We start from the raw sequence: 24,595 nt of genomic DNA, 5'->3' as shown, positions 1-24,595 counted from the left end.
CGTGCGCGAGGCCAGTGCGGTGCGGGACCTGCCGCGCCTCCACGAGATCAGCCTGGTATTGATCCGCCACGGACTCGGCGATCTCGTTCGGCGACTGGGCGTTGCCTCGCTCCTGGAGCGCGCTGGCGAAATACTCCATTGGGGCCAGGTTACGCACAGTGCGCAACTCGAGCCGCAACAGCGACTGCGCCTCGCTCTCGAAGAGCTCGGCCCTACCTTCATCAAGCTGGGGCAGATGCTTTCGCTGCGCGAGGATCTGCTTCCACCGAGTTGGACAACGGAACTCGCACGCCTGCGCAGCAACGCGGCGCCGGTGCCGTTCGAACACATCCTGCAGGTGATCGAGCGGTCGCTCGGCACGCCGCACGCGCAAGCCTTCGTCGATCTCGAACGGGAACCGACGGGGTCCGCCTCCATCGCGCAAGTACATCGCGCGCGATTGCACGACGGCCGCGCAGTCGTGTTGAAGGTCCGCCGCCCCGGCATCGAAGCCAAGGTAGAGGCCGACCTGCGGCTGCTGTCGCATCTCGCGCAGTTCGTCGAAAAGGAGGTACCCGAGGTGCGCCGCTACCAGCCGGTGCACATCGTCGAAGAGTTTCGGCGCTCGACAATGCGCGAGCTGGATCTTGCCACCGAGGCGCACAACATCGAGCGCTTTGAACGCAACTTCCGGGGCGAGCCACACGTCCTGATCCCGCACGTCTTCCCTCAGTGGACCAGCGAAGTGATGAACGTGCAGGAGCACATCGACGGCATCAGCGCCGAGGACCCGGCTGCGGTGGAACGTGCCGGACTCGATCTCAAGTTGCTCGCAGAGCGCGGCGTCGACAACGTGCTCAAGATGATTCTCGAGGATGGCTTCTTCCAGGCCGATCCGCACCCCGGCAACGTGATCTACCTGCCGGGCAATCGCATCGCGATGATCGACTTCGGCATGACCGGCAGGCTGTCGCTTGGGCGCCGTAATCAGATCATGAATTTGCTTGCCGGGATCACGCGCCGCGACAGCGAGCCCATGGTCGACGTGCTGCTCGATTGGGCCGGTGCAGAGGCGGTCGATGAAGAGGGGCTCGCCGCCGACGTCGACGAACTCGTGGCCGACTACGGCGACCTGCCGGTCAAAGACATGCGCATCGGCGAATTGATCGGTCGAATCACGGCGATGCTGCGGACGCACGGCATCGTGCTGCCGTCCGACCTCACGCTGATGTTCAAGGCGCTGATCACACTGGAAGGGTCCGGACGAAAATACGATCCGGAGTTTGTGCTCGCCGACCGGCTCAAGCCTTATGTCGAGCGCGCGCTCGCCGCGCGCTACGCGCCGGCGGAGTTGGGGCGCCGTGGTGGCGCCGGCATCGGCCAGTTTCTCGATCTGATGCGAGCCATGCCGCGCGACCTTGCGCGGCTGCTCAAGGATGCGCGCCGCGGGCGCCTGCGAATGGATGTCGATCTGAAGCGGCTCGACATCTTCGTGGGCAAGCTCGACCGTACGATCAACCGCATCACGATCGGCATCATGACCGCCTCGGTCGTCATCGGCTCATCGATCGTGATGACGGTCACCTCCGGTCCGCAAGTCTTCGGCATTCCGATCTTCACGGTGCTTGGCTCGTTTGGCTATCTGCTCGCGTTCGTGAACAGCGTGTGGGTCGTGCTGTCGATCTGGCGTACGCGGTCGCACTGAGCGCGGCCAGGCACTTGGGGCGAGCTTGGCAGGTCGCTTTGACCGGCGCGATGAATCTATCTCCATGAGATCGGCGGCGCCTACGATTCCGAGTCCCTTCAAGTGTTGCCGAAGCCTGGCGGGGTCACTGCGCCCTGGGTCGTGGCATGCCAGCGATGGCGCGGGCAATCGGCGTGTTCAGCCCCATTGCGAGGATCGCTTCCGCACGGGGGATGAGCTGGTCTGCATCGACGATCTCGTTGACGAGGCCGTTCCGGTACGCTTCTGTCGCGTCGATCGTGTCCGCCGTGAGAATGAGCTGCAGCGCACGGCCCTTGCCGACGAGACGCAGGAGGCGCTGCGTCCCTCCGAAACCGCGCACGAAGAGCTTCGCTTCCGGCCCGCCGAATCTCGCATGTGTCGTTGCGAGACGCACGGTGCAAGCCATCGCCAGTTCGCACCCTTCGCCCGATGCGAAGCCATTCACGGCTGCAATCACCGGCTTGCCGAGGCCCTCGATCAGATCGAAGGCGTGCCGGTGTCTGCGCGTGAAGGCCTGCGCATCGATGGCGGATGTCGACGCGATCTCGGCGATGTCGGCCCCGGTGACGAAGGCCTTGTCGCCCGCGCCGGTCACGATCACGCCACGCACTACGGGGTCCTCTCGCGCGTCCCCCATCACCGACACCAGCTCGTCGAGCGCCGTCTGGTTCAGCGCGTTCATCGACTGCGGGCGGTTGATGGTGACGTAGGCGATGCCCGCCCTCTTTTCATAGAGGAGGTTCAGCAGCGGTTGCATCTGGGTCTTCCGGCCGCGCTGCTCTTTGCCTTCAGATCCGCACCTGGCAGAAGGCCTGCACGCTGGGCCACCCGTAGTCGCGGCCCAACAGCGCGCGTGCAAGAAGGTAGTTGTTCAGCGCGCGCGCGCTCAACCTGTCCATCTGCACCAAACCGCTGGCATCGCAGGGAAACGACAGGTCGCGGCCCGTGCCGCTGAGAGAGGGAAAGCGCAGCTCGAAGGCGGACGGTGCAGCGGACGAGTGGGGGGCGGCATGCATGGCGGAGGCCTCGTCGTTCATTTCAATGAAAAGTCCCAGGAAGTTGTCTCGTTCGCCTCACGCAGCCTGCAGGGCCATCTCGACGCAGGCGAGGAGGTCTTCGGCACTGAAGGGCTTTGCCAGAAAGCAGATCACGCCCGCCTTCAGGGCGTGCGCGCGCGCCCCTTCGTCGGGGTAGGCGGTGATGAGGATCGTCGGAATCGGAGTGCCAGCGGCGTCCAGGTGGCGGTGCAGCTCGAGCCCGGTCATCCCCGGCATTCGCATGTCGGCGACCAGGCACTTGATGGCGCATGTGTCCTTCGATAGCAGGAAGCGCTCGGCGGACCGGAAGGTGGCGGCGGACAAGCCGGCAGATTCGAGCAGGTCTTTCGTGGTGTCTCGAACCGATTCATCGTCATCGACGATCGCTATGGTCGGCAGGTCGCGCACTGGTGTCTCCTTGCAGCTCTTCTTGAGCCTGGACGCCAGACTAGGCCGATCGCGCGCCAAAGACCATTGGACGAGCGATGCGCGCTCTACGACTTTGGTTTAGACGCCTAGCGCTCTGGAGTGGACAGGCGCGCGGGCCGCGTCGTGCTGCCCTTCTTCGCTCGCAGCTGCTTGCGATCGCGCACCGATTGCTCGTCGATCAACTTCCTGATCCTGGCTGCGACGTCGTCGTTCGCCGGGTTGTAGACGAGCAGGGCCAGGTCGGTGCGTCCATCGACGATGAAGGTGGAGTACTCGAGCGCGAGCAGGCCGGCTGTGGGATGCCTGATCTGCTTGATGCCCTCACCGGACTGCTGCACCGCCTTGTCGCGCCACATCCGGGCAAAGTCCGCACTGGCGGCGCACAGCTCGTCGGCGAGAGACTGCATGTCTTCACTGGCGCCGGCTCTTGCGGCATCCGCCCGGAACACGGCGACGATGAGCCGGGCCGTGGCCTCCCACTCCACCTGGGCCGCTCGTGCCTCGGGATCGAGAAACATGCGGCGAAGAACGTTGCGCTCACGAATCGGCAAGTTGCCGAAGTCCGCAATCACGACGGAGGTCGCGCGATTCCAGGCAACGACATCCCATGTGGCATTCCTGACCATCGCCGGCACAGGCCCGAAGGCATCGAGTACGCGTTGCAGCCGCGGCGTGATGCCGTCGGTCGGCCGGTAGCGGATCTCCGGCGCGCGGCCGAGGCCGAGGATGAACGCATGTTCCCGCTCCACATCCGTGAGCATCAGCGCTTCGCAGATCCGGTGGAGAACTTCCGCCGACGCCGCCCCGCCGCGCCCCTGTTCCAGCCACGTGTACCAGGTCGCACTGATGTGCGCGCGTTGCGCGACCTCTTCTCTGCGCAGGCCGGGAGTTCGTCGCCGAGCAGTCGACAAGCCGAGGGCGACCGGATCCAGTCGTGTTCGCCGGTTGCGGAGATAAGCCCCCAGCGAGGTGATATCGGCAGCGGTCATGACAGCTCCCAGCAGAGGTTGCCTGGTACTTCTTATACCAGGATAACGTCACGCATTTACCACGATAAGCGTTCTGGTGACAGTACAGCCTTTCAACGAGGAAATCACCATGAACGTTTTCGTCACAGGCGCGTCCGGATGGGTTGGCTCAGTCGTCGTCAAGGAGCTGCTCGATGCCGGACATCAAGTCGCGGGTCTTGTCCGTTCCGAGGACGGTGCAACCAAGCTCGCCGCAATGGGAGGCCGCGTCGTTCGGGGAACCCTTGACGACCTGCCAACCCTGACCCGGGCCGCCGAGGCAGCGGACGCCGTGATCCACACCGCGTTCAACCACGACTTCTCGAAATTCGCACAGAACGCCCAGCAGGACCGCCGGGCCATCCGGGCACTCGCGAACGGCCTGCGGGGAACCGGACGGCGGCTCATCGTCACGTCCGGTGCGGTCCTGGTGAGGCCGGGACAATTGGCCACGGAGGACATGCCCCAAGAGGACCTGTCTCACCCGCGCAGGTCCGAGGTCGAAGCGCGCGCCGTGGAGGAACTCGGCGTGCGCGTGTCGGCAGTTCGATTGGCACCGACTGTTCACGGCTTCGGCGATCAGGGATTCATCCCGATCCTTATCGACACGGCGCGGCGCACTGGCGTGTCGGCCTACGTCGGCGACGGCAGCAATCGATGGCCTGCCGTGCATCGCCTGGACGCGGGCCGTCTCTATCGCCTGATCCTGGAGGCTGGCGACACTCAGTTCGCCTACCACGGCGTTGCCGAGGAGGGGATCGCGTTGAAGGAGATCGCCGAGATCATCGGCCGTCGACTTGGCCTGCCGGTTCAATCCCGAGGCGCCGAGCACTTCGGATGGTTCGCGCCGATCGCGGCCGGCGATTTTCCGACCTCAAACGCGCGTACTCGCGAAGCCCTGCAATGGATGCCAAGCCAACCGGGGTTGCTGGCCGATTTGGACAGTCCCGCATACTTTCGCACCCTCACCACGCCAGCGGAACGAGCCGGTATTTGACTCGCCGCATATAGTCGGTGTAGCCGGGGAGATCCCGAGCAAGGATTCTCTCTTCGTCGAGAAGACGCCAAAGCAACACCGGGAGGAGTGGGGCCAGGAGCGCGATTGACCACCACGAGCCGAGGGCAAGCGGCATCCCCACGAACAGCCAGACGGCCGCGGCGTACATCGGATGGCGAATGTACGCATACGGGCCGCCATCGATGACTTTCTGCCCGGCCTCCACGCGGATATTCGATGCGGCCCAACTGTTTGTCCTGACGACCCAGAAGATCGCGAGAAACGAGAAAACGATGATCGCGTTGCCGACGACGGAGACCCATGCCGGCACCCGCGAGAGACCGAGGCGGTAGTCGAGTATGGGAAGAACGACGGATGCAAAGAAGGCGACGAAAACGAGAGAGACGATGATCTTCTGCGACCGTTCCTGTTCATGCCACGGCCCCGCCTTCATGCGCCGCTCGAGCAAGGGTTTGTCGTAGATCGCGAGATAGATCGTAAAGGCCAGCGTTGAAGCGAAGAATACGGCCAAGAATGTCCAGCCCTGCCAATACTCCCACGTGCCGGCCGACCCAAAGACAAGGGCGATGAAGAAGAGCAGCCCCAAAACGCTTTGAACCAGGGCCTGACGGTAAAGAGGAATCACCACACAAAGGCAGGACCATCGGACAGGACACCTTACATCCCCGGCCTGACGATTCCGAGCATCAGGTCCGTATTGAGCTTTGCGAGTTCCTGAACCAGGGACCACTGCCTTGTCATCAACTCCGCGAACTGCGGGCTGGCCGGATTGGCCATCCCGGAGAGCGCAAGCTTTGCCGTTTCCTGTGCAATGTTCTGCTGCTCAGCAAGGAGGTTTCTGACGCTTGCGTTGTATTCGTCCAATGTCATGCGGAGGCTCCAAAACCGGGCAAAGCGCCCAAGTAGCATCTTAGGCTTCCTGCGGCAGGTCGCGAACCGGGCCGCCCTCGGCCTTGGTACCAAATGCCTAAGTGCTTATCAAAATTCAAGTGAGGAAGCCGTCCCTGCCTCTCCCGCGGACCGCCAGGTCTTCAGTACCGGCACGAGCGCTGCCGCAGCGATCGTGACCATGTGCGCGGTCCCGCGACCACCCTTGAACGCAACCACGAGCTCCGGACGACCCTCGCGCAGCATCTGAGAGTTTCTGATGGGCACAGCACGGTGCTCATAGCGATCCCAGTTTGCGCGGTACGTGGCAACTTCAATACCTCGTGCGATGGCCCATCGGCGTGCGAGGCTGTCTGCACCCGTGGCACCGCCTTCGATCAGGAGCGTGACCGGTCGGCGTGCATGAATGCTGTCGAGGACATTCACGATGAATGTCCAGTCGTCGTAGTGGCGTCCGCCACAGACAAGTACCCTCATGCTGTCATCTCAGGCGGTCCATGAAGAACGCCCAGGTCCGCATCCAGGCATTCGCGGTCACGGCCTTGCGGTGGTCTTTTCATGCTTTCTGCTTAAAGATGGAATTGCCAAAAAGCAAACCCCGCCGAAGCGGGGTTGGGATTTGCACTGACTGGCGCCTTGCTGATGATAGCCTCAATGTCCGCGGTCAGCCCCTGCGCACCCTCCGCGCTGGAGCACGGGCAGCAGCTGCGGCCCCAGTGACTTCAGCAACTGGGTCGGCAGCGCGCTCGTGAACCGATAGCGGGCGGCATAGGGTTCGTGCACGTAGGCCATGATGGTCCCGAAGTAGCGATCGCCGATCATGAAGACGAAAGTGGCCGAGCGGTCGATCTTGCGCTCCGAGATCACCCGCCCGCCGCGGCCGATGCGTTCGTAGCGGTGGTCGCCGGTGCCGGTCTTGCCGCCGATCTCGATCACGCGGCCGTTCGCGTCCTTGAGCGCACCCTGGAGCCGCCCGGCGGTGCCGCCGTGCACCACTTCTACGAGGGCGCTGCGTACCGTCGCAGCCACCTCGACGGACAACGCCCGCTCGACTCTCGTGTTGCGCGGCTCGAGCCGGGTCTCGTAGGGCGTATCGCGCGCGAAGTGCAATGCGTCGACCCGTTGCGTCGGCCACCGCAGGCCGTCGTTGACGATGATGCCCATCAACTCAGCCAACGCGGCCGGCCTGTCGCCCGACGCGCCGATCGCGCTCGCGTAGGAAGGCGTGAGCAATGCGAACGGGTAACCCAGCCGCTGCCATGAACGATGGATCTGCGCGAACGCGTCGAGCTCGAGCAGTTCGCGCACGCGCCTGTCCTGTGCGCCCTTGTGGCGCGTCTTGAAGAGCCAGGCGTAGACCTCCTGGCGTTCGCGCGCGCTGGCGTCCAGCACCTCGGTGAGCGACGCTTCGGGGTGACGCCGCAGGTAACCGACCAGCCAGAGCTCGAGCGGATGCACGCGCGCCACGTAGCCGCGGTCCGCGAGCGACAAGCCGGCGTAGGTGTTGTGCAGCGCCTGCAGTGCCCGCGGCGAGGCAGCGCCGCGGCCGGTTTGCCGCATCAGCAGCGCGTCGAGCTGCGCCTCGCTGGCCTCGGGCTCGATCGTGAACAGCACGCTCGCCAGGGGCGGCGCCGACGGCCTCACGCCGCGCAGCAGCAGCGCCTCGGCGCCCGCGGCGGACTGGCCCTGGTACTTGCGATAGAAGCGCGCGAGGTAGGCCGAGCCTTCGCGGTCGGCAAAGCGCGCGAGCATTTCGCGCCGGCCCGGGTCAGTGGGATCCTGCAGCATGCGCTCGGCATCCGATTCGCCGCCGAACATCCGGTGGCGCACCAGGTCGCGCATCAGGCGGATGAACACCAGGTTGACCGAGTGCTTGAAGCCCTCTCGCACCGTCATCGAGCTGCCGCCGTGGGAGCGATCGAAGTTCTCGAACTGGTGCATGCCGCCGCCGGTGAAGAAGGCCTCCGACGGGCTCGCCGAGTATCGGCGCTCCATGGCTGCCTCGAGCATCGGCGCGAGGCTGCGGTCCTTGGCGCGCAGCAGGTACTGCCGCGCCCAGACGCCCAGCGGATCGCGCGGGCTCAGCGCCAGCGCCGACAGCTCGGTGGAGCTCAGATCGGCCCAGCGCGCGTGCAGCTCGGCGACCAGCTCCAGGTAGCTCACCAGGGTGCGCAGCTTGGCCGTCGAGCCCAGGTCCAGCCGCGCGCCCTGGTTGACGTCGAAAGGCTGGTCGATGCTGTCGGCCTGGACACGCAGAAGGTTCGCCCGTGCGCCGCGCTCGAACAGCGTGAAGCTGTAGACCAAGGGGGCGGGGTCCGCGCCGGGGTCGAGCATGTGGAAGCCGACCAGTCCCGCCGCCTTCGCCGCGGCGGGCGTGCGCAGGCCGGAGAGAATTCGCGTCGCGAGCGCCTGCGCCTCGCCGTCGAGGCTGGTTTCCGCCTCGAGGTCGAGACGCTCGAGGTCGTACGCGCGCGGCACGTCGAGCAGGGTGGAGATGTGGGTCCGCAGCGCGTTCGCAGCCTTGCGTTCGACGAAGTCGGTCCTCGGCGCCGGCGGCAGTTCGGGCTGCAGGCGCAGGGGCAGCGGCAATGCCGCATCGCGCAGCGAAGGCGATATCACGCCGGCCTCGGCCATCAGCCGCAGGTAGCTGTCGGTCAGCCGCGTCAGGCCCGTGCCGTCGCCGAGCAGATGCTGCGACGGGCGGCGCTGAGCGATCATCAGCGACAGCGCCTGCTTGAAGGCTTCGGCCTGAAGCCGAAGCGCTTCTTCCGTGGGCGTGGCGCCTTCGTCGTGGTCGGCGAGCAGGTGGTTGACTTCGCCGAAGTCGCGGCCATACCAGGCCCACAGGCCGTCGCCCAGGCCGTGCACTTCGCCGATGCCGGGGCGCGCGGCCAGGGGCACCGTATCGAGGTAGTCGACGACGATCTGGCGGCGCCGCGCCAGCGTGTCCTCGCCGTCCTGGTAGGCGCGTAGCGAGGCCGATGCCATCTGGCGCAGCTTCTCGCCGACCGACGCGGTGCGGCCGTGAGGGGAGTGGCGGTACTTCTCGATCTGGGTCGCCAGCGTGCTGCCGCCCGTGGCCGTCAGGCTCGGGTCGACGGCGCGGAGCGCCTGTTCGAGCGCGGCCTTCGCGAAGCGCTCCGGATCGATCGCAGGATTGCGCTGCGGTGGCTGCGCGTCCAGCAGGCGGCGGTCCTCGACGAACAGCAGTGCGCTCACCAGCAGCGGCGGCACCTCCTCGAAGCGCTCGTACACGCGCGCCGGCACGCGCGTTTGCAGCAGCGTTGCATCGCGGCAGTCGCGCACGGTCAGGCCTGCCTGGTTCTTCTCCCGGTAGGGGATGAAAAGCCTGTGCTCCTGCAGTTCGATCAGCCGCGGCGACATGCGGGCCTGGCGGGTGATCGCGAAGCCCAGGGGCTCCAGGCGCTCGATGTAGCCAGGCAGCTGGTCGTAGCCCAGCCGCTGGTCGTAGGGCCCGGTGTGGGGGAAGCGGATGGCATCGCTGGCCCCGGCGTCGACGCTGAAGCGGGCACCGCCGGCGAGGTCGCGCCACAGGGCCGATTGCAGCCGGGAAGTCTTCAATTCGTCCACCGTGAATGCGGCAAGCACCCCCACGACGGCGAGTCCACCGCCGATCCAGAAAGCCTTTTTGAACCAGGTCATGCTCTGCCTCGCACACAGCCCGCACCGTTGGGTTCGCCGATGACGATGATGCGCTTTCCGCAGCAACTTGGCTTGCGGTGAGCCTGGGAAACTTCGCCAAGCCGGGGCGATCAAACCAAGTCGAATGCCGGCCGGGATACAAGTCCCTCTTCGCGCGCAGGGCGCGATTCGGCGGCGCGTCTCGTCGGCGGTTCAATCGCCCCCGGGAGACCGTCATGCCAGCCGTCGAAGAATCCCGTGCCCCTGGTCCGGACGCGCACAAAGGCGCGAGCCGCCGCCGCTTTATCGAGGCGGCCGGCGCCGTTGGCGCCGCCACGGTGCTGGCGCCCCTGATTGCATCGCGGCGGGCGTCCGCTGCGCCCAAGAAGTCCCTGAAGATATTGCAGTGGAACCATTTCGTGCCCGGCTATGACAAGTGGTTCGACGCCACCTACGTCAAGGAATGGGGCGCGAAGAACGACACCGAAGTGATCGTCGATCACGTCGGCATCCCCGCCCTGGCGACGCGTGCGGCGGCGGAGGTGTCGGCGCAGAAGGGCCACGACCTGTTCATGTTCCTGTCGCCGCCGCCGGCCTACGAGGAGCAGGTCATCGACCATCGCGAGCTCTACGAGGAATGCACGCGCAAGCACGGCAAGCCGGTGGACCTGGCGATACGCAGCACCTACAACCCGAAGACGAAGAAGTACTTCGCCTTTTCCGACAGCTACGTCCCCGACCCGATCAACTATCGCAAGGATCTGTGGGACGACGTCGGCATGACGCCCGACACCTGGGACGACATCCGCGTGGGCGGTCGCAAGATCAAAGAGAGGCACAACATCCCGCTCGGCATCGGCCTCTCGGCCGAACTCGACACGGCGATGGCGATGCGCGCCATCCTGTTCTCCTTCGGTGGTTCGGAACAGGACGAGCGCGGCGACATCGTGCTCAACTCCAGGAACACGCTCGAGGCGGTGAAGTTCGTACGCGCCATGTACCAGGAGGCGATGACGCCTGAAGTCATGGCATGGGACCCGTCATCGAACAACCGTGCCATGCTGGCCGGGCAGATTTCCGTGGCGCTCAACGCCATTTCCATTACGCGCGAGGGTGAGAACAAGAGCATTCCGGGCACCGACAACATCTGGCTGGCCAAGGCCGCCGCCGGCCCGGTGCGGCGCATCGGCCTCGAACACGTGATGGATTGCTATGCGATCTGGAAATTCGCCGACAACGTCGAAGGCGCGATGAAGTTCCTCGTCGACTACATCGACAATTTCCACAGCGCCTTCATGGCGAGCGAGTTCTACAACTTTCCATGCTTCAGCTCAACGGTGCCGGACCTGCAGAAGCTGATCGCCAACGACAGCAAGGCCAAGCCCGCCAACAAGTACAGGGTGCTCGGCGACGTGCTCGACTGGGCGACCAATGTCGGCTACCCGGGCTACGCCAATGCCGCGATCGACGAGATCTTCAACACCTGGGTGCTCAACACGATGTTTGCAAAGGCCGCGAGCGGCGCCGATACGCCCGAAAACGCCATCAAGCAGGCAGAGGCGCAGTGCAAGCGGATTGTCGAGAAGTGGCGCGGCAAGGGCCTCGTCTAGGCGATGGGCCGCCATGGCCACGGTCGAGACGCGCGAACTGCGCAAGCGCTTTGACGGCGTGGCCGCCGTCGACGGCATCGACCTGCCGGTGCGCGAGGGCGAGTTCCTGGTGCTGCTCGGCCCGTCCGGCTGCGGCAAGACCACGCTGCTGAGGATGATCGCGGGGCTCGAAACCCCATCCACCGGCGATGTGCTGATCGACGGCCGCGTCGTCACGCCCCTGCCGCCGCGCGACCGCAACATCGCCATGGTGTTCCAGAGCTATGCGCTCTACCCGCACCTCAGCGTGGCGAGCAATATCGCATTCCCCCTCGAGGCACGCGGCATGCGCGGCGCGGCGGTGCAAGAGCGCGTGAAGCAAGCGGCAGCCATGTTCGGCATCGAGCGCCTGCTCAAGCGCAAGCCGCGCCAGCTTTCGGGCGGCGAGCGCCAACGCGTCGCCTTGGCGCGCGCCATGGTGCGCGAGCCGGTGGTCTTCCTGCTCGACGAGCCGCTCTCCAACCTCGACGCCCAGCTGCGCAGCGCGGCGCGCGACGAGCTGCAGCAGTTCCAGCGGCGCTTGGGCACCACCACCATCTATGTGACCCACGACCAGATCGAGGCCATGGGGCTCGGCGACCGCATCGCGGTGCTCGATCACGGCCGCATCCACCAGCTCGGCACACCGCTGGAGATCTATGGCGATCCGGCCGACACCTTCGTCGCCACCTTCATCGGCTCGCCGCCGATGAATCTGGTCGAGACAGGCGAGACCATTACCGGCTTCCGCCCCGAACAGCTTCTGCCGGCCGAGGCGCAGCCGCAAGGCGAGACCAGGATCGCGTTCGGTCTCGACGTCAGCCGCGTCGAATACCTGGGCGCCGATAGCCTGGTCTACGGCACCCTGGCGCCGCCCTGGCCGCCGAGCCGTGTCATCGCCCGCTTGCCGGTCGGGCGTGACCTGACGATGACCGCCGGCGAGCGCCGGGAATTCTTCGTGCGCGAGCGCGACCTGCGCCGCTTCGATCGCGCCAGCGGCCGACAGGTGACCTGAGATGCGCGTGGAGGCCTTGCACCATCCGACCACGGCCGCCGCCCGCCGCGGACCGGCGCTGCTCGACGACGAGCATTGGCTGGGACGCCTGCTGCTGGCGCCGGCCATCCTCTACATCGCGCTGCTGGTCGGTTTCCCCTTCCTGGTCGGCCTCTATTACAGCGTCAGCGACGCCACGGTCGGCACGCGCGTGCTGCACTTCGTCGGTCTCGAGAACTTTCGCCTCGCCCTTGCGAGCGAGACCTTCTGGCAGTCGCTGCGGAACGCCGTGGCGTTCACCCTGATCTCGCAAGTGCTGGTCGTCGTGCTCGGCAAGGTCCTGGCCATGGCGCTGTACCGCGACTTCCGCGGCAAGTGGCTGGTGCGCTTCCTGATCCTGCTGCCGTGGGTGGCGCCGATTTCGCTCGGCAGCATCGGATGGCTGTGGATCTTCGACCCGGTCTACAGCATCATCAACTGGACAGCCAGAGCCCTTGGCCTGCTGGGGATGAACGTCTGGCCGATCTGGTTGGGCCAGCCGGACCTGGCGATGGCCTCCGTGATCATGGTCAACGTCTGGCGCCTGCTGCCCCTGGCGACGGTGATCATTCTCGCCGGGCTCTCCTCGATCCCGCAGGACATCCATGACGCTGCGGCAATGGACGGTGCAGGATTCTGGCGCCACCTGTTCCGCATCAACATCCCTCTCGTCATGCCGATCATGCTGGTGGCATTGCTGTTCGGCATCGTGTTCACCTTCACGGACATGATCGTGATCTACGTGCTGACGCGTGGCGGCCCTTACGACACGACCCAGGTGATCGCCAGCATGGCCTTCTTCACCGGCATCCAGGGCGGCGACCTGGCCGGCGGCGCCGCAATCGCGCTGTTCCTGTTCCCGGTCCTCGTGGCGGTGGCGATCCTGTTCCTGACGCTGGCGCGGCGCGCGGAGGTGGCTTGAAATGTCCGGCCGCACCGCCGCCGTCAGACGCTGGGCCGCGCGGACCGGCCATTTCGGCCTGCTCGCCGCCTTCGTCGCCTTCTGCGCCTTCCCGTTCTACTGGATGCTGATCACCACCTTCAAGCAGACCAACGATCTCATAGCCACCGCCAACAATCCCTTCCTGTTCAACCGACCACCGACGCTCGAGCACCTGCGCGTCCTGATCGTCGATACCCAATTCGTTGGCTGGATGGCCAATACGGCGCTGGTCGGCATCTCGGTGGTCATCATCACGCTGCTGCTCGCCGTTCCCGCCGGCTATGCGCTGGCGCGCTTGAGCGGGCGCTGGGGTCACCAGTTGGCGATCGGCATCTTCCTGACTTACCTGATCCCGCCGACCATCCTGTTCATTCCCTTCTCGCGCATCGTTGCCGCTTTGGGGCTGCAGGATTCGCTATGGTCCCTGGTGCTCGTCTATCCGAGCTTCACGGTGCCGTTCTGCACCTGGCTGCTCATGGGCTTCTTCAAGGCCGTTCCGCGCGACATCGAAGAGGCGGCCATGATCGACGGCTGCTCCCGGTTCGGCGCCTTCCTCAAGGTGGCGGTGCCGCTGTGTTCGGCCGGCATTCTGACGGCAGTGATCTTTGCCTTCACCCTGGTGTTGCAGGAGTTCGTCTATGCGCTGACCTTCATCACCACCTCGTCGCAATACACGGTGAGCGTGGGCGTGCCAACCTTCCTCGTGCGCGGCGACGTCTATTTCTGGGGCTCGCTGATGGGGGCTTGCCTGATCGTCAGCATCCCTACCGCTCTGCTGTTCAACCTCTTCGTCGATCGATTCGTGGCAGGGTTCACCGTGGGTGCAATCAAATAGCGGAATGGCAAAGGCAAGTGGACGTTCAGGAAGTACTACTACGAGCCGCAATTCAAGGGTGGTAGCCGCGGCTTCGACAGTCCGATGGGACCTCCAGGCGACTTGCACCCGCACGCCCCTCGTCCGTCTAACGCGGTGACCCCTCGGCGGAGCGAGGCACCGCTGCGCTGTCGTCAGGCCCCGCGGAGTCAATGGTCTCAGGCCGCAGGGCAGCTGGTTCCTTGTCGCGCTCTGGGGTGCTGGGGCGCGCGGCGCTCTGGGCATTGGCTGCTGTCGAAGGGCTGGGATGTGCCTGCACGGCCGGCCCCGCCGACGGTGCGCTGGACGCTGCTGCAGGCTTAGTGATTTCGGCCGGCACTGCGGGCGACAAGGGCGCTGGCATTTCAGGCCGCGGTTGTGCCCATGCCGAGATGCCAGAGATAGCGAAGAGCGCCAGGCATCGGGCTGCGATGGCGCACGCCCGTGGCGGATGCCCCAACTTTCCGTCGTTCACCCACCGGTGTGCACACACTGGATCTGGATAAGATGCCCCCGAAGACGCTCACGATGACAATCACCATCACCGCATTTGAACGGTCGCCCGACGGGGGCGAGGGTCTGGCGTGAGATACGCGCGTCCGCTGGGCACTGGAGGAGGCCGGCCTACCCTACGAGGTGCGCCTGGTGTCCTTCCGCGCGATGAAGGAAGCCGGGCATCTTGCGCTGCACCCCTTCGGCCAGATCCCCACCTACGAGGAAGGCGACCTCGCGCTGTTCGAGACCGGCTCCATCGTGCTGCACATCGCCGAACGCCACCCGGGCCTGTTCCCCGCCGATGCCAACGCAAGGGCGCGCGCCATCACGTGGATGTTCGCGGCGCTCAATACGATCGAGCCTCCGATCCTCGAACTCGTCATCGTCAAGTTGGTGGAAGGCGAAAGGCCGTGGAAGGCTGAGCGCCTGCCCCTCGTCGAGGACCGGGTGCGCACCCGACTGAACCAGTTGGCCACCCGTCTGGGCGACAGTGACTGGCTGGACGGCGGCTTCAGCGCGGGCGACCTGCTGATGGTGTCAGTGCTGCTTCGGCTGAGACCGTCCGGCTTGCTGAACGAGTTTCCAAGGCTGGCCGCCTATGTCGCTCGCGGCGAAGCGCGGCCGGCCTACCAGCGGGCGTTCGCCGCGCAACTGGCGATCAACGCTGCCCCTTAACCGGCGGGGTGATGGCCTGCGCGGGCTGGGGCGCGCAGGCCCGGCAGCCGGTCAGCCAGCGGCCAGCCGGGCGAGTGCGAGGAGGCCGCCGATCAAGCCGAGAACGAGGACCAGGGCGAGTACGAGGATGATCCAGAGGCTGTCCCCGTCGACGCGCTGGTCGGCGTCTGCGCGGCGACCGCCCAGCCCGATGGCGGCCCACAGGACGGCCTGGAGTGATCTGCGGAATCGGGACATGTACTTCTCCTTGGCTTGAATGACGGGGCTGCCTGCTAACGCTGCATGGCGTCGCGCAGCGACACCTCCGCGGCGCTGTTGCCCCAACTGCTGCGCACGAAGGTGAGCACGGCGGCGATCTCCGCGTCGTCCAGCGCATGGCCGAAGGGCGGCATGCCGTAGGGGCGCGGGTTGCCTTCGGTGGCCGGCGCGTAGCCGCCTCGGCGGACCACCTGAACCAGGTTGGCGGGGTTGCCAAGGTTCACCGCGCGGTTGCCGGCCAGCGGCGGAAAGACGCCGGACTCGCCTTCGCCGCGATCGCCATGGCACCAGGCGCACTGCTGCGCGTAGATCTTCTCGCCGCGCACCATGAGCGATTCGTTGCGGCGAGGCGCGGGCACCGGGGCCGGCGCGGGCCGCTGCGGCAGCGCCTGCAGGTAGGTCGCGATCGAATGCAGGTCGGCATCGCTCAGGTGCTGTGTGCTGCCATACACCACCTCGGACATCGGACCGAGCACGGCGCCGTGTTCGCTGCGCCCGGTCTTGAGGAGCGCGACGACATCGGACGGCGACCAGCCCGCGACACCGGCCTCCGTGGCTGCATCGAGGGCCGGCGCGTACCAGTTCTTGCCGGGCAGCATGCCGCCGGCCAGGCCGCGCGCGGCGTCGGTCGCGCCCAGCGTGTTGCGGCTGCCGTGGCAGGCGATGCAATGGCCCAGGCCGCCGACGAGATAGGCGCCGCGGTTCCATTCGGCGGATTGCTGCGGCTGGCTTTCGAAGCGGCCGGGCCGGAAGAACAGGGCGCGCCACAGCGCGAGCGCTGCCTGTGTGTCGTAGGGGAAGCGCAGCGTATTCGGCGCGTTCGCCTGCAACACGGGCGGCAAGGTACGCAGCCACGCGTAGAGCGCATCCGAATCCTCGCGCGTGATCTGCGTGAAGCTGGTGTACGGAAAGGCCGGGTACAGCAGCCGGCCATCGCGCGAGCGACCGTTGTGCATCGCGCGCCAGAAGTCGCCGGCGCTCCACCGGCCGATGCCGGTCTGCGGCTCGGGCGTGAGGTTGGTGGCGTAGATGGTGCCGAAGGGCGTCTCGATGCCGCGCCCGCCCGCGTAGCTCGCACCGCCGCGCGGGGTGTGGCAGCCGGCGCAGTTGCCGGCCATGGCGAGATAGCGGCCGCGTTCGATCTGGCCGGCCGTGGCCACGAAGGACCTTGCGTCGTTGTCGACCGGCTCCTCGCCGTGCCGGTTGAGCGCCGCCACCCCACCCGCCAACACCGCCAGCAGCAGCGCGAGCGCGAGGAGCGAGCGCAGCAGAAGCCTGCGCGCGCTCATCGGTGCGCCTCCTTCGCGCTGCAGGCGACCGGCAGCGCGCGCGGCAGCGAGGCCGCCGGCCTGGCGCCTGTGGGCACCGGCTGGGCCGCGAGCCACCCCGCGACGGCGCGGATGTCCTCGTTGTTCAGCTTGCGGCCCACTTCGGCCATGCAGTCGGGCGGCAGGGCGCGCCGGTCGCCGGTGACCCAGGCGCCCAGTTGCGAGGCGATGTAGAGGCGCGGCAGGCCCAGCAGACCGGGGATCTGCGACAGCACGCCCGCGAGCGCATCGCCGTGGCAGCGCACGCATGCGGGAATGCCGCGCGCCTCGTCGCCGCCAAAGACCAGGGCCTTGCCTCGTGCGAGCTGGGCGTCGGGCAGGTCCGACGGGGTGGGCGGCGGGTAGGGCAATTCGAGCGCTGCGAAGTACCCGGCCATTTCGCGCAGATAGGCATCCGACAGGTTCGCGAGCAGGTGGTTCATCTCGGCCTGCTGGCGGCGGCCATCGCGGAAGCTGCGCAACTGCTCGTAGAGATAAGCGGCCGGCTTGCCCGCCAGCCGCGGAAAGTAGTCCGAGTGCGCAGCCTGCCCCTCGCGGCCGTGGCAGGTCGTGCAGGCCGCCATGCGGCGCGTCATTTCATCGGCTGCCGACGCGGATTGCAGGAACGAGCAGCAGGCCACGAAGGCGAACACGAACCACCAGCGGATTTGACTTGGATGCATCATCGGTGCACCGATTGTTGCTGTTCAAGTCCGATTCGACCGTATCAGATCGGCCCGCTTGCGAGCCGGAAGTGCACCGCATGCGATTCGAGGTTCGCGGATCTTCCGAACGATCCGATTCATCTGATCCGGTTGCAAATAACGAATTCTGGACAGGCCGGATCAGCCGGGGTTGCGGGACCATCCTTTGCAGCGCAGCGGGCCACGCATTCCCCCGCGCATACCGAAGCAAAGAAAAACCCATCATGGATCTGGACATCGTCGCGCTGTCTCGTCTGCAGTTCGCAGTGACGGCGCTCTATCACTTTCTTTTCGTGCCGCTGACCATCGGCTTGTCGGTGCTCATCGCGATCATGGAGACGGTCTACGTGATGACCGGCCGCGTCATTTGGCGCGACATGACGAAGTTCTGGGGCACGCTTTTCGGCATCAACTTCGCGATGGGCGTGGCCACCGGCATCGTCATGGAGTTCCAGTTCGGCATGAACTGGAGCTACTACAGCCACTACGTGGGCGACGTCTTCGGCGCGCCGCTGGCCATCGAGGGGCTGATGGCCTTCTTCATGGAGGCGACCTTCGTTGGCCTGTTCTTCTTCGGGTGGGACAAGCTGTCCAAGGTCAAGCATCTGTTCGTTACCTGGTGCGTCGCGATCGCGACCAACTTCTCGGCCCTGTGGATCCTGATCGCCAACGGCTGGATGCAGAACCCGGTGGGCGCCGCCTTCAATCCGCAGACGATGCGCATGGAGGTGACGGACTTCTTCGCCGTGCTCACCAATCCGGTGGCACAGGCCAAGTTCGTGCATACGGTGTCGGCGGGCTATGTCGTCGCGGCGATCTTCGTGCTGGGGGTATCGGCGTGGTATGCGCTCAAGGGCCGTCACCTGCAGCTGGCGAAGCGTTCGATGACTGTCGCGGCCTCGTTCGGCCTGGCCTCGGCGCTGTCGGTGGTGGTGCTGGGCGACGAGAGCGGCTACCTCTCGACCGAGCACCAGAAGATGAAGCTGGCCGCCATCGAGGCGATGTGGAAGACCGAGCCCGCGCCGGCTGCCTTCACCGCCTTCGGATTCCCGGACCAGGAAGCGCGCGAGACGCACTACGCGGTTCACATCCCGTGGGCCATGGGCCTGATCGGCACGCGCTCGTTGAATACGGAGATTTCGGGCATCGACGATCTGGTGCACCGCGCGGAGCTCAACATCCGCGTCGGCATCTCCGCCTACGACGCGCTGCAGAAGATCCGCGAGGCGGGAAGCACTGCTGCAGTACCCGAATCGGCGAAGACGATCTTCGAAGCAAACGGCCATGCGCTCGGCTACGCGCTCTTGCTCAAGCGCTATGTGGACGATCCCCGCAAGGCGACGGCGGACCAGATCGCGCAGGCCGCGCAGGACACCATCCCACCGGTCTGGCCGCTGTACTGGAGCTTCCGCGTCATGGTGGGCCTCGGCATGTTCTTCATCGCGCTCAGCGCGACCTTCTTCGTGCTCTCGGCGCGCCGCAGGCTCGATGCGCATCCGTGGCTGCTCAAGGTGGCGGTGGTCGCCATCCCGCTGCCGTGGATTGCGGCCGAGTGCGGCTGGTTCGTCGCCGAGTTCGGACGCCAGCCCTGGGTGATCGAAGGCGTGCTGCCCACGGCCGCGGCCGTGTCGAGCCTGGGCGCACGCACCGTGCTGACGACCATCGCGGGATTCGTTGCGCTCTACAGCGTGCTGCTGGTCATCGAGATGAAGCTGATGCTCAAGGCCATCCGCCAGGGTCCGTCGCCGGCCTCGCCGGAGCGTGTTGCGCGCCCGCCGGCACAGATTGCTCCGGAACTTTCAACTGTCACTGTGTGACGAGGACGCGGTCATGATTCTTCACGAACTCCTTTCCTACGAGACCCTGCGTCTGACCTGGTGGGCACTGCTGGGCGTGCTGCTGATCGGGTTTGCGGTGACGGATGGCTTCGACCTGGGCGCCGCCGCGCTGCTGCCATGGGTCGCGAGAACCGATCTGGAACGGCGCGTGGTCATCAACAGCGTCGGCCCGGTGTGGGAGGGCAACCAGGTCTGGCTGATCGTGGGTGGCGGCGCGATCTTCGCCGCCTGGCCGCCGCTGTATGCGGTGTCCTTCTCGGGCTTCTATTTCGCGATGTTCGCCGCGCTGGTTCCGCTGATCCTTCGACCGGTGGCATTCAAGTTCCGCAGCAAGCGCGCGGACGCGGCCTGGCGCAGCCGTTGGGATGCCGTCCTGTGCCTGGCCGGCGTGGTCCCTGCGCTGATCTTCGGCATCGCCATGGGCAATGTGCTGCAGGGCGTGCCCTTCCGATTCGCCGGCGACATGCGCATCTTCTACGAGGGCACGTTCTTCGGCTTGCTCAACCCTTATGCGCTGCTTGCCGGGCTGGTGTCGCTGTCGATGCTGCTGATGCATGGCGCAAGCTGGTTGCAACTCAAGGCCGAGGGCGCGGTGGCCGAGCGAGCGCGCCGATTCGGCGTCGTTGCCGCGCTGGCGACCGCCGTGCTGTATGCGCTGGCCGGCCTGATGCTGACCCGCTTCGTGCAGGGCTACCAGATCACCAGCGAGGTGGCGGCGGGCGGGCCTTCCAATCCGCTGCTCAAGACGGTGGCGCAGGCGCCGGGCGCGTGGCTCGCCAACTATGCGGCGCACCCCTCGTTGTGGCTGGTGCCCGCTCTGGGCGTGGCCGGTCCGCTGTTGGCTGCAGGGGCCATCGCCGCACGCCGCGCGCTGGCGGCACTGCTGGCGAGCGGCGTGTCGATCGCCGGCATCATCGCGAGCGTGGGCGTGTCGATGTTCCCCTTCCTGCTGCCCTCGTCGCTGGATGCGCGCGCCAGCCTCACCGCGTGGGATGCATCGTCGAGCCATCTCACGCTGTTCGTCATGCTGGTGGTCACGGCCATCTTCCTGCCGCTCATCATCGGCTACACCAGCTGGGTCTACGCCGTGCTGAGCGGCAAGGTCGACCAGAGGGCCATCGAGGAAGGCAAGGGGCACGCCTACTGACGGCGGCTCCAGGAGCAAAAGCAATGTGGTACTTCGCCTGGTTGTTGGGTTTGCCGTTGGCCGCGACTTTCGCGGTCCTCAATGCAATGTGGTTCGAGCTGATGGACGACGCAGGCGACGAACGCGGCTAGCGCATGGCGCTGGCCAGCTGGCCCAGCGTGCGGATCGCGGGGTCGACCCGGGCATCGCCCGGGTGGCCGACGTTCAGGCGCAGGTGGTGGGTGAATCGTCGATCGGCCGAGAACAGCACACCCGGCGCGGTGCTGATGCCGACCGACATCGCCCGGTGATGCAGTTCGAGCGCATCGATGTCGCCCGGCAGTTCCAGCCAGAGGAAATAGCCTCCCGCGGCCAGCGTGACGCGCGTGCCTGCCGGAAAGTAGCGCTCGATCAGGCGCCGGGCGCGCTGCTGTTCGGCGCTGAGCGCGGCGCGCAACTGGCGCAGGTGGCGGTCGTAGCTGCCTTGGGCGAGGTAGTCGGCAATCGCGAGCTGGGGCGGGATCGATGTGGCCAGCGACGTCATCATCTTCAGCCGAAGCACCTGCTGCGCATAGCGCCCCGCGGCAGCCCAGCCCACGCGATAGCCCGGCGCGAGGCATTTGGAGAACGAGGCGCAATGCAGGACATGCCCGGCCTGGTCGAACGCCTTGGCAGGCGGAGGGCGCCGCACGTCCGCGTACAGCTCGCCGTAGACGTCATCCTCGATCAGCGGAACACCCTTGCTTGCCAACAGTTCGACAAGCGCCCGTTTGGCGGGCGTAGGCATGAGCGAGCCCAGCGGATTCTGGAGGTTGGGCATGAACCAGCAGGCCGCCACCTCATGCTGATCCAGCAGGCGCTGCAGGTCGCCGAGCACCACGCCTTCCCTGGGGTCCGTGGCGACCTCGACAGCGCGAAGCCCCAGGCGTTCGAGCGCCTGCAGGCTCGCGTAGAACGTGGGCGATTCCACCACCACGATGTCGCCCGGCCGCGTGACGGCCTGCAGGCAAAGGTTGAGGGCCTCCATGGCACCGTTGGTGATCACCAGCTCGTCGGCAGCAAGCGGGACACCTTGCAGCGCGTAGCGCCGGCGCAGCGCCTGCCGCAGACCTTCGTCGCCCACGGTCAGTGCCGTGGTGATCTGCTCGGGCCGGATCCTGCGCATGGCCCGCGCGCCCGCCCGGGTGAGTTCGTCCAGCGGGAAGAGGTGCGGGGCGGGGAAGGCGGAGCCGAGCGGAACGACCTTCGGATCGCGCGTCGACTCCAGGATCTCGAAGGCCAGCGCGCTGACGGCGACCTCGGTGGCTTCCGGCCTGGGGACCGCGGCCAGCGGCGTCGCGCGCAAGGGTCGCTTCTGCGCGCGGACGTAGTAGCCGGAGCGTGGTCTGGCCTCGATGACCCCGCGCGCCTCCAGAAGCCCATAGGCCTGGAAGACGGTCGATGGACTCACGCCGCGGCGCTGACAGGTATCCCGTACCGACGGCAGCCGGTCGCCCGCCTTGAGCAGTCCTTCGCGGATCGCCTGGGACATGTCGTGCGCCAGCTGTTCGTAGCGTGTGGGAGCGTCGTCAGCCATCTGATCCGGTCGATGATCTGGAAAACTGGATCTTAGCGATCACTACCGTCCGCGCATGATCGGTCCATGACACCATCACGCAAGGCACTCATTTCCACCGCCGCCCCGGTCAACGAGAAGAAGGCCGTCGTCGCCGCGGGGCTCGAGGCATTGCGCCTGGTCGTCGAATCCGGCTTGCTGCGATGCGCCGTGCCCGAGTCGCTCGGTGGCGACGGCGGATCGCTGGGCGTGCTGTCGCAGGGCGCGACGGAACTGGCCGAACGCAGCAAGGCGGCGGCATGGATCCTCTGGGCCCAGCGCACGACGATCGAGGCGCTGGTTCATTCGCCCAACATCGGCTTGCGAGAGTACCTGCTGCCGCAACTGCTCGAAGGCGAGCGTGCCGGCACGTTGCCCCTGACTCTGGGCGAGCGCGCAATCCTGGCGGAAGAGGCGGGCAACGCGTATCGCCTCTACGGTCACCTGGAGCACGTTCCCAATCTGCAATGGCTCGGCTTCACCCTGCTGGCGCCGATCCAGCGCCCCGACAGGTCCATCGCGTGGGTCGCGCTGCGCAGCGAGGAGGACGGCCTGCGAGCCGGCATCGACCACGCGGGGGATTTCTGGTGGGGCAGCCGGACGGCACCCGTGACGCTGGAAGGTGCATTCTTCCGGATGGATGAATGGGTGAATGAGGCTGAACTGATCGACGCCATCGATCCGGTCCTGAAGGCCTTGAGCCTCTCGGTCGGGGAGATCGGGCCGGAAGCTGCCGCTCGCGCCAGGACTAGATCGGGATCTGCGTCGTCGAAAGCACCTGCTTGAGCACCATGAACGAGCGGATCTGCCGCACGCCTGGCAGGTAGAGCAACTGCTGCGCGTGCAGTTGGTTGAAGCTGGCGCCGTCCTTCGTGCGGATCAGCATGAAGTAGTCGAACTCGCCCGTCACGACGTGGCACTCCATGCAGCCCGAGACCTTCTGGGCCGCCTTTTCGAAGTTGGCGAAGGACTCGGGTGTCGAGCGGTCGAGCACGACGCCGACCAGGACCAGCATGCCTGCGTCGAGCGGCGCCGGGTCGAGCAATGCCACGATGCCCCGGATCAGGCCCGCGGTCCTGAGGCGTTCCACGCGTCGCAGGCAGGCAGCGGGGCTCAGGTTGACCTTGCGGGCCAGCGCGACGTTGGACACCGAGGCGTCGCGCTGCAGCGCGCGAAGAATCGCGCGATCGGTCCGATCGAGGTCGGTGGCAACGGCCGGTTCGGTTCTCTTCTTGCTACGCATTTTTGTTGTTCAAAACAGATTGAATAAGCAATGATTCAACGATTGCGGAGGATCTGGATGGTCGAGCTTGCATCAACACATCGAAAGTCGCAACCACGTTGATGCGACGATTGCCTACGATGGCTTCTCGCCACAGCAAGGAGCCATCGAATGAATCTCAAGAAGTTTCCCCGTCATCCATTGACATTCGGCCCGACGCCGATCCAGCCCCTGAAGCGCCTGAGCGCCCACCTGGGCGGCAAGGTCGAGCTGTATGCCAAGCGCGAGGACTGCAACAGCGGCCTCGCCTTCGGCGGCAACAAGACCCGCAAGCTCGAGTACCTGATCCCCGAGGCGATCGAGGGCGGCTACGACACGCTGGTGTCCATCGGCGGCATCCAGTCCAACCAGACCCGACAGGTGGCCGCCGTGGCAGCCCATCTGGGCATGAAGTGCGTGCTCGTGCAGGAGAACTGGGTCAACTACTCCGACGCCGTGTACGACCGCGTGGGCAACATCGAGATGAGCCGCATCATGGGTGCGGACGTACGCCTGGACGCGGCGGGATTCGACATCGGCATCCGCCCGAGCTGGGAGCAGGCCATGGACGATGTGCGCCGTGCCGGCGGCAAGCCCTTCCCCGTGCCGGCGGGCTGTTCCGAACACCCGCTCGGCGGCCTGGGCTTCGTCGGCTTCGCCGAGGAGGTGCGCCAGCAGGAGCAGGAACTGGGCTTCAAGTTCGACTACATCGTGGTGTGCTCGGTCACGGGCAGCACGCAGGCCGGCATGGTCGTGGGCTTCGCGGCCGACGGACGGGCCGACCGCGTGATCGGCATCGACGCCTCGGCCAAGCCCGAGCAGACGCATGCGCAGATCCTGCGCATCGCGCAGAACACCGCCCGGCTCGTGGAGCTGGACCGCGACATCGGCGCGCGGGACGTGGTGCTCGACACGCGCTATGGCGGCCCCGAGTACGGCCTGCCCAACGAGGGCACGCTGGAGGCCATCCGCCTGTGCGCTCGCCAGGAGGGCATGCTCACCGACCCCGTGTACGAAGGCAAGTCCATGCACGGAATGATCGACAAGGTGCGCCGGGGCGAATTCCCCGCGGGATCACGCGTGCTGTATGCGCACCTCGGAGGGGTGCCGGCGTTGAACGCCTACAGCTTTCTGTTTCGCAACGGCTGAAACCG

The 24,595-nt window shown here is 66.3% G+C and carries 24 protein-coding genes and 1 pseudogene; 12 read left to right on the top strand and 13 right to left on the bottom strand.

What is annotated here, in order from left to right:
- The first annotated feature begins 1 nt into the window (after position 1).
- Positions 2–1,684: an ABC1 kinase family protein gene (locus VAR608DRAFT_RS04050; protein WP_197700468.1), complete on the top strand. Its 1,683-nt coding sequence runs from the start codon at positions 2–4 to the stop codon at positions 1,682–1,684.
- A 124-nt stretch (positions 1,685–1,808) separates the two neighbouring features.
- Here VAR608DRAFT_RS04050 and VAR608DRAFT_RS04045 read toward each other — a convergent pair whose 3' ends face one another.
- The 4 genes from VAR608DRAFT_RS04045 to VAR608DRAFT_RS04030 form a co-directional block, all read right to left on the bottom strand.
- The gene (locus VAR608DRAFT_RS04045) at positions 1,809–2,462 is read right to left on the bottom strand and encodes an enoyl-CoA hydratase-related protein (protein WP_088952894.1); all 654 of its coding nucleotides are present in this window, start codon (positions 2,460–2,462) and stop codon (positions 1,809–1,811) included.
- A 31-nt stretch (positions 2,463–2,493) separates the two neighbouring features.
- Complete coding sequence (locus VAR608DRAFT_RS04040) at positions 2,494–2,721, bottom strand: hypothetical protein (RefSeq protein ID WP_088958587.1); 228 nt, start codon at positions 2,719–2,721, stop codon at positions 2,494–2,496.
- Between the two features lie 57 nt (positions 2,722–2,778).
- Positions 2,779–3,150: a response regulator transcription factor gene (locus tag VAR608DRAFT_RS04035; protein WP_197700467.1), complete on the bottom strand. Its 372-nt coding sequence runs from the start codon at positions 3,148–3,150 to the stop codon at positions 2,779–2,781.
- 107 nt (positions 3,151–3,257) lie between these two features.
- Positions 3,258–4,160, bottom strand: a complete 903-nt coding sequence (locus tag VAR608DRAFT_RS04030) for a helix-turn-helix transcriptional regulator (protein WP_088952893.1) — start codon at positions 4,158–4,160, stop codon at positions 3,258–3,260.
- Positions 4,161–4,269: 109 nt separating this feature from the next.
- Between VAR608DRAFT_RS04030 and VAR608DRAFT_RS04025 the strand changes: the two genes are divergently transcribed.
- Positions 4,270–5,175, top strand: coding sequence for an SDR family oxidoreductase (locus VAR608DRAFT_RS04025; RefSeq protein ID WP_088952892.1), 906 nt, complete (start codon positions 4,270–4,272; stop codon positions 5,173–5,175).
- On the opposite strand, the gene VAR608DRAFT_RS04020 is transcribed toward VAR608DRAFT_RS04025, so the two are convergent.
- The 4 genes from VAR608DRAFT_RS04020 to VAR608DRAFT_RS04005 all read right to left on the bottom strand — a co-directional run bounded on the left by VAR608DRAFT_RS04020 (position 5,144) and on the right by VAR608DRAFT_RS04005 (position 9,747).
- Positions 5,144–5,821 carry a methyltransferase family protein gene (locus VAR608DRAFT_RS04020; RefSeq protein ID WP_088952891.1) on the bottom strand — a complete coding sequence of 226 codons (678 nt, stop codon included), beginning with the start codon at positions 5,819–5,821 and terminating at the stop codon, positions 5,144–5,146. The two genes, VAR608DRAFT_RS04025 and VAR608DRAFT_RS04020, sit on opposite strands and share 32 nt — an antisense overlap.
- A 32-nt stretch (positions 5,822–5,853) precedes the next feature.
- Positions 5,854–6,066, bottom strand: a complete 213-nt coding sequence (locus VAR608DRAFT_RS04015) for a hypothetical protein (protein ID WP_157730595.1) — start codon at positions 6,064–6,066, stop codon at positions 5,854–5,856.
- A 108-nt stretch (positions 6,067–6,174) separates the two neighbouring features.
- On the bottom strand, positions 6,175–6,561 hold the full coding sequence (locus VAR608DRAFT_RS04010; RefSeq protein WP_088952889.1) for a DUF2493 domain-containing protein: 387 nt from the start codon (positions 6,559–6,561) through the stop codon (positions 6,175–6,177).
- A gap of 174 nt (positions 6,562–6,735) precedes the next feature.
- Entirely contained in the window at positions 6,736–9,747 is a 3,012-nt protein-coding gene (locus VAR608DRAFT_RS04005; RefSeq protein ID WP_088952888.1) for a transglycosylase domain-containing protein, read from the bottom strand.
- A gap of 215 nt (positions 9,748–9,962) precedes the next feature.
- On the opposite strand from VAR608DRAFT_RS04005, the gene VAR608DRAFT_RS04000 reads away from it, so the two are divergent.
- The 5 genes and pseudogenes from VAR608DRAFT_RS04000 (at position 9,963) to VAR608DRAFT_RS03980 (ending at position 15,353) form a co-directional block, all read left to right on the top strand.
- The gene (locus VAR608DRAFT_RS04000) at positions 9,963–11,336 is read left to right on the top strand and encodes an ABC transporter substrate-binding protein (protein ID WP_088952887.1); all 1,374 of its coding nucleotides are present in this window, start codon (positions 9,963–9,965) and stop codon (positions 11,334–11,336) included.
- A 13-nt stretch (positions 11,337–11,349) separates the two neighbouring features.
- Positions 11,350–12,369, top strand: a complete 1,020-nt coding sequence (locus VAR608DRAFT_RS03995) for an ABC transporter ATP-binding protein (RefSeq protein WP_088952886.1) — start codon at positions 11,350–11,352, stop codon at positions 12,367–12,369.
- A 1-nt stretch (position 12,370) separates the two neighbouring features.
- Positions 12,371–13,309, top strand: coding sequence for a carbohydrate ABC transporter permease (locus VAR608DRAFT_RS03990; protein WP_088952885.1), 939 nt, complete (start codon positions 12,371–12,373; stop codon positions 13,307–13,309).
- A 1-nt stretch (position 13,310) separates the two neighbouring features.
- Entirely contained in the window at positions 13,311–14,165 is an 855-nt protein-coding gene (locus VAR608DRAFT_RS03985) for a carbohydrate ABC transporter permease (RefSeq protein ID WP_088952884.1), read from the top strand.
- A 546-nt stretch (positions 14,166–14,711) separates the two neighbouring features.
- Positions 14,712–15,353: pseudogene (locus tag VAR608DRAFT_RS03980) on the top strand (glutathione S-transferase family protein).
- A gap of 51 nt (positions 15,354–15,404) precedes the next feature.
- Here the strand turns inward: VAR608DRAFT_RS03980 and VAR608DRAFT_RS03975 are convergent.
- The 3 genes from VAR608DRAFT_RS03975 to VAR608DRAFT_RS03965 are packed head-to-tail and all read right to left on the bottom strand — an operon-like array spanning position 15,405 to position 17,601.
- Positions 15,405–15,590 carry a DUF2970 domain-containing protein gene (locus VAR608DRAFT_RS03975; RefSeq protein WP_088952883.1) on the bottom strand — a complete coding sequence of 62 codons (186 nt, stop codon included), beginning with the start codon at positions 15,588–15,590 and terminating at the stop codon, positions 15,405–15,407.
- Between the two features lie 35 nt (positions 15,591–15,625).
- Positions 15,626–16,900, bottom strand: a complete 1,275-nt coding sequence (locus VAR608DRAFT_RS03970; RefSeq protein WP_088952882.1) for a c-type cytochrome — start codon at positions 16,898–16,900, stop codon at positions 15,626–15,628.
- Entirely contained in the window at positions 16,897–17,601 is a 705-nt protein-coding gene (locus VAR608DRAFT_RS03965) for a c-type cytochrome (RefSeq protein ID WP_231973207.1), read from the bottom strand. The genes VAR608DRAFT_RS03970 and VAR608DRAFT_RS03965 overlap by 4 nt, the downstream gene beginning before the upstream one ends.
- Positions 17,602–17,846: 245 nt before the next feature.
- On the opposite strand from VAR608DRAFT_RS03965, the gene VAR608DRAFT_RS03960 reads away from it, so the two are divergent.
- Genes VAR608DRAFT_RS03960 through cydX form a run of 3 tightly spaced genes read left to right on the top strand, consistent with a single transcriptional unit; the run spans position 17,847 to position 20,738 of the window.
- Positions 17,847–19,439 (top strand): cytochrome ubiquinol oxidase subunit I, encoded by a 1,593-nt coding sequence (locus VAR608DRAFT_RS03960; RefSeq protein WP_088952880.1) that lies wholly within the window; start codon positions 17,847–17,849, stop codon positions 19,437–19,439.
- Positions 19,440–19,452: 13 nt separating this feature from the next.
- Positions 19,453–20,607, top strand: coding sequence for a cytochrome d ubiquinol oxidase subunit II (gene cydB / locus VAR608DRAFT_RS03955; RefSeq protein WP_088952879.1), 1,155 nt, complete (start codon positions 19,453–19,455; stop codon positions 20,605–20,607).
- A 23-nt stretch (positions 20,608–20,630) separates the two neighbouring features.
- On the top strand, positions 20,631–20,738 hold the full coding sequence (gene cydX, locus VAR608DRAFT_RS03950) for a cytochrome bd-I oxidase subunit CydX (protein ID WP_088952878.1): 108 nt from the start codon (positions 20,631–20,633) through the stop codon (positions 20,736–20,738).
- Here cydX and VAR608DRAFT_RS03945 read toward each other — a convergent pair.
- On the bottom strand, positions 20,735–22,162 hold the full coding sequence (locus VAR608DRAFT_RS03945; RefSeq protein WP_088952877.1) for an aminotransferase-like domain-containing protein: 1,428 nt from the start codon (positions 22,160–22,162) through the stop codon (positions 20,735–20,737). The genes cydX and VAR608DRAFT_RS03945 overlap by 4 nt on opposite strands.
- A 66-nt stretch (positions 22,163–22,228) precedes the next feature.
- On the opposite strand from VAR608DRAFT_RS03945, the gene VAR608DRAFT_RS03940 reads away from it, so the two are divergent.
- On the top strand, positions 22,229–22,966 hold the full coding sequence (locus VAR608DRAFT_RS03940) for an acyl-CoA/acyl-ACP dehydrogenase (protein ID WP_088952876.1): 738 nt from the start codon (positions 22,229–22,231) through the stop codon (positions 22,964–22,966).
- Here VAR608DRAFT_RS03940 and VAR608DRAFT_RS03935 read toward each other — a convergent pair.
- Positions 22,929–23,423 (bottom strand): Lrp/AsnC family transcriptional regulator, encoded by a 495-nt coding sequence (locus tag VAR608DRAFT_RS03935; protein ID WP_088952875.1) that lies wholly within the window; start codon positions 23,421–23,423, stop codon positions 22,929–22,931. The genes VAR608DRAFT_RS03940 and VAR608DRAFT_RS03935 overlap by 38 nt on opposite strands.
- Before the next feature lie 150 nt (positions 23,424–23,573).
- On the opposite strand from VAR608DRAFT_RS03935, the gene VAR608DRAFT_RS03930 reads away from it, so the two are divergent.
- Entirely contained in the window at positions 23,574–24,590 is a 1,017-nt protein-coding gene (locus VAR608DRAFT_RS03930) for a 1-aminocyclopropane-1-carboxylate deaminase (protein ID WP_088952874.1), read from the top strand.
- Positions 24,591–24,595 lie beyond the last annotated feature (5 nt).

The sequence above is a fragment of the Variovorax sp. HW608 genome, assembly GCF_900090195.1.
Taxonomy (GTDB): Bacteria; Pseudomonadota; Gammaproteobacteria; order Burkholderiales; family Burkholderiaceae_C; genus Variovorax.
The sequence above is the reverse complement of the archived record's forward strand: the minus strand, read 5'-3'. Positions and strand labels throughout refer to the sequence as shown.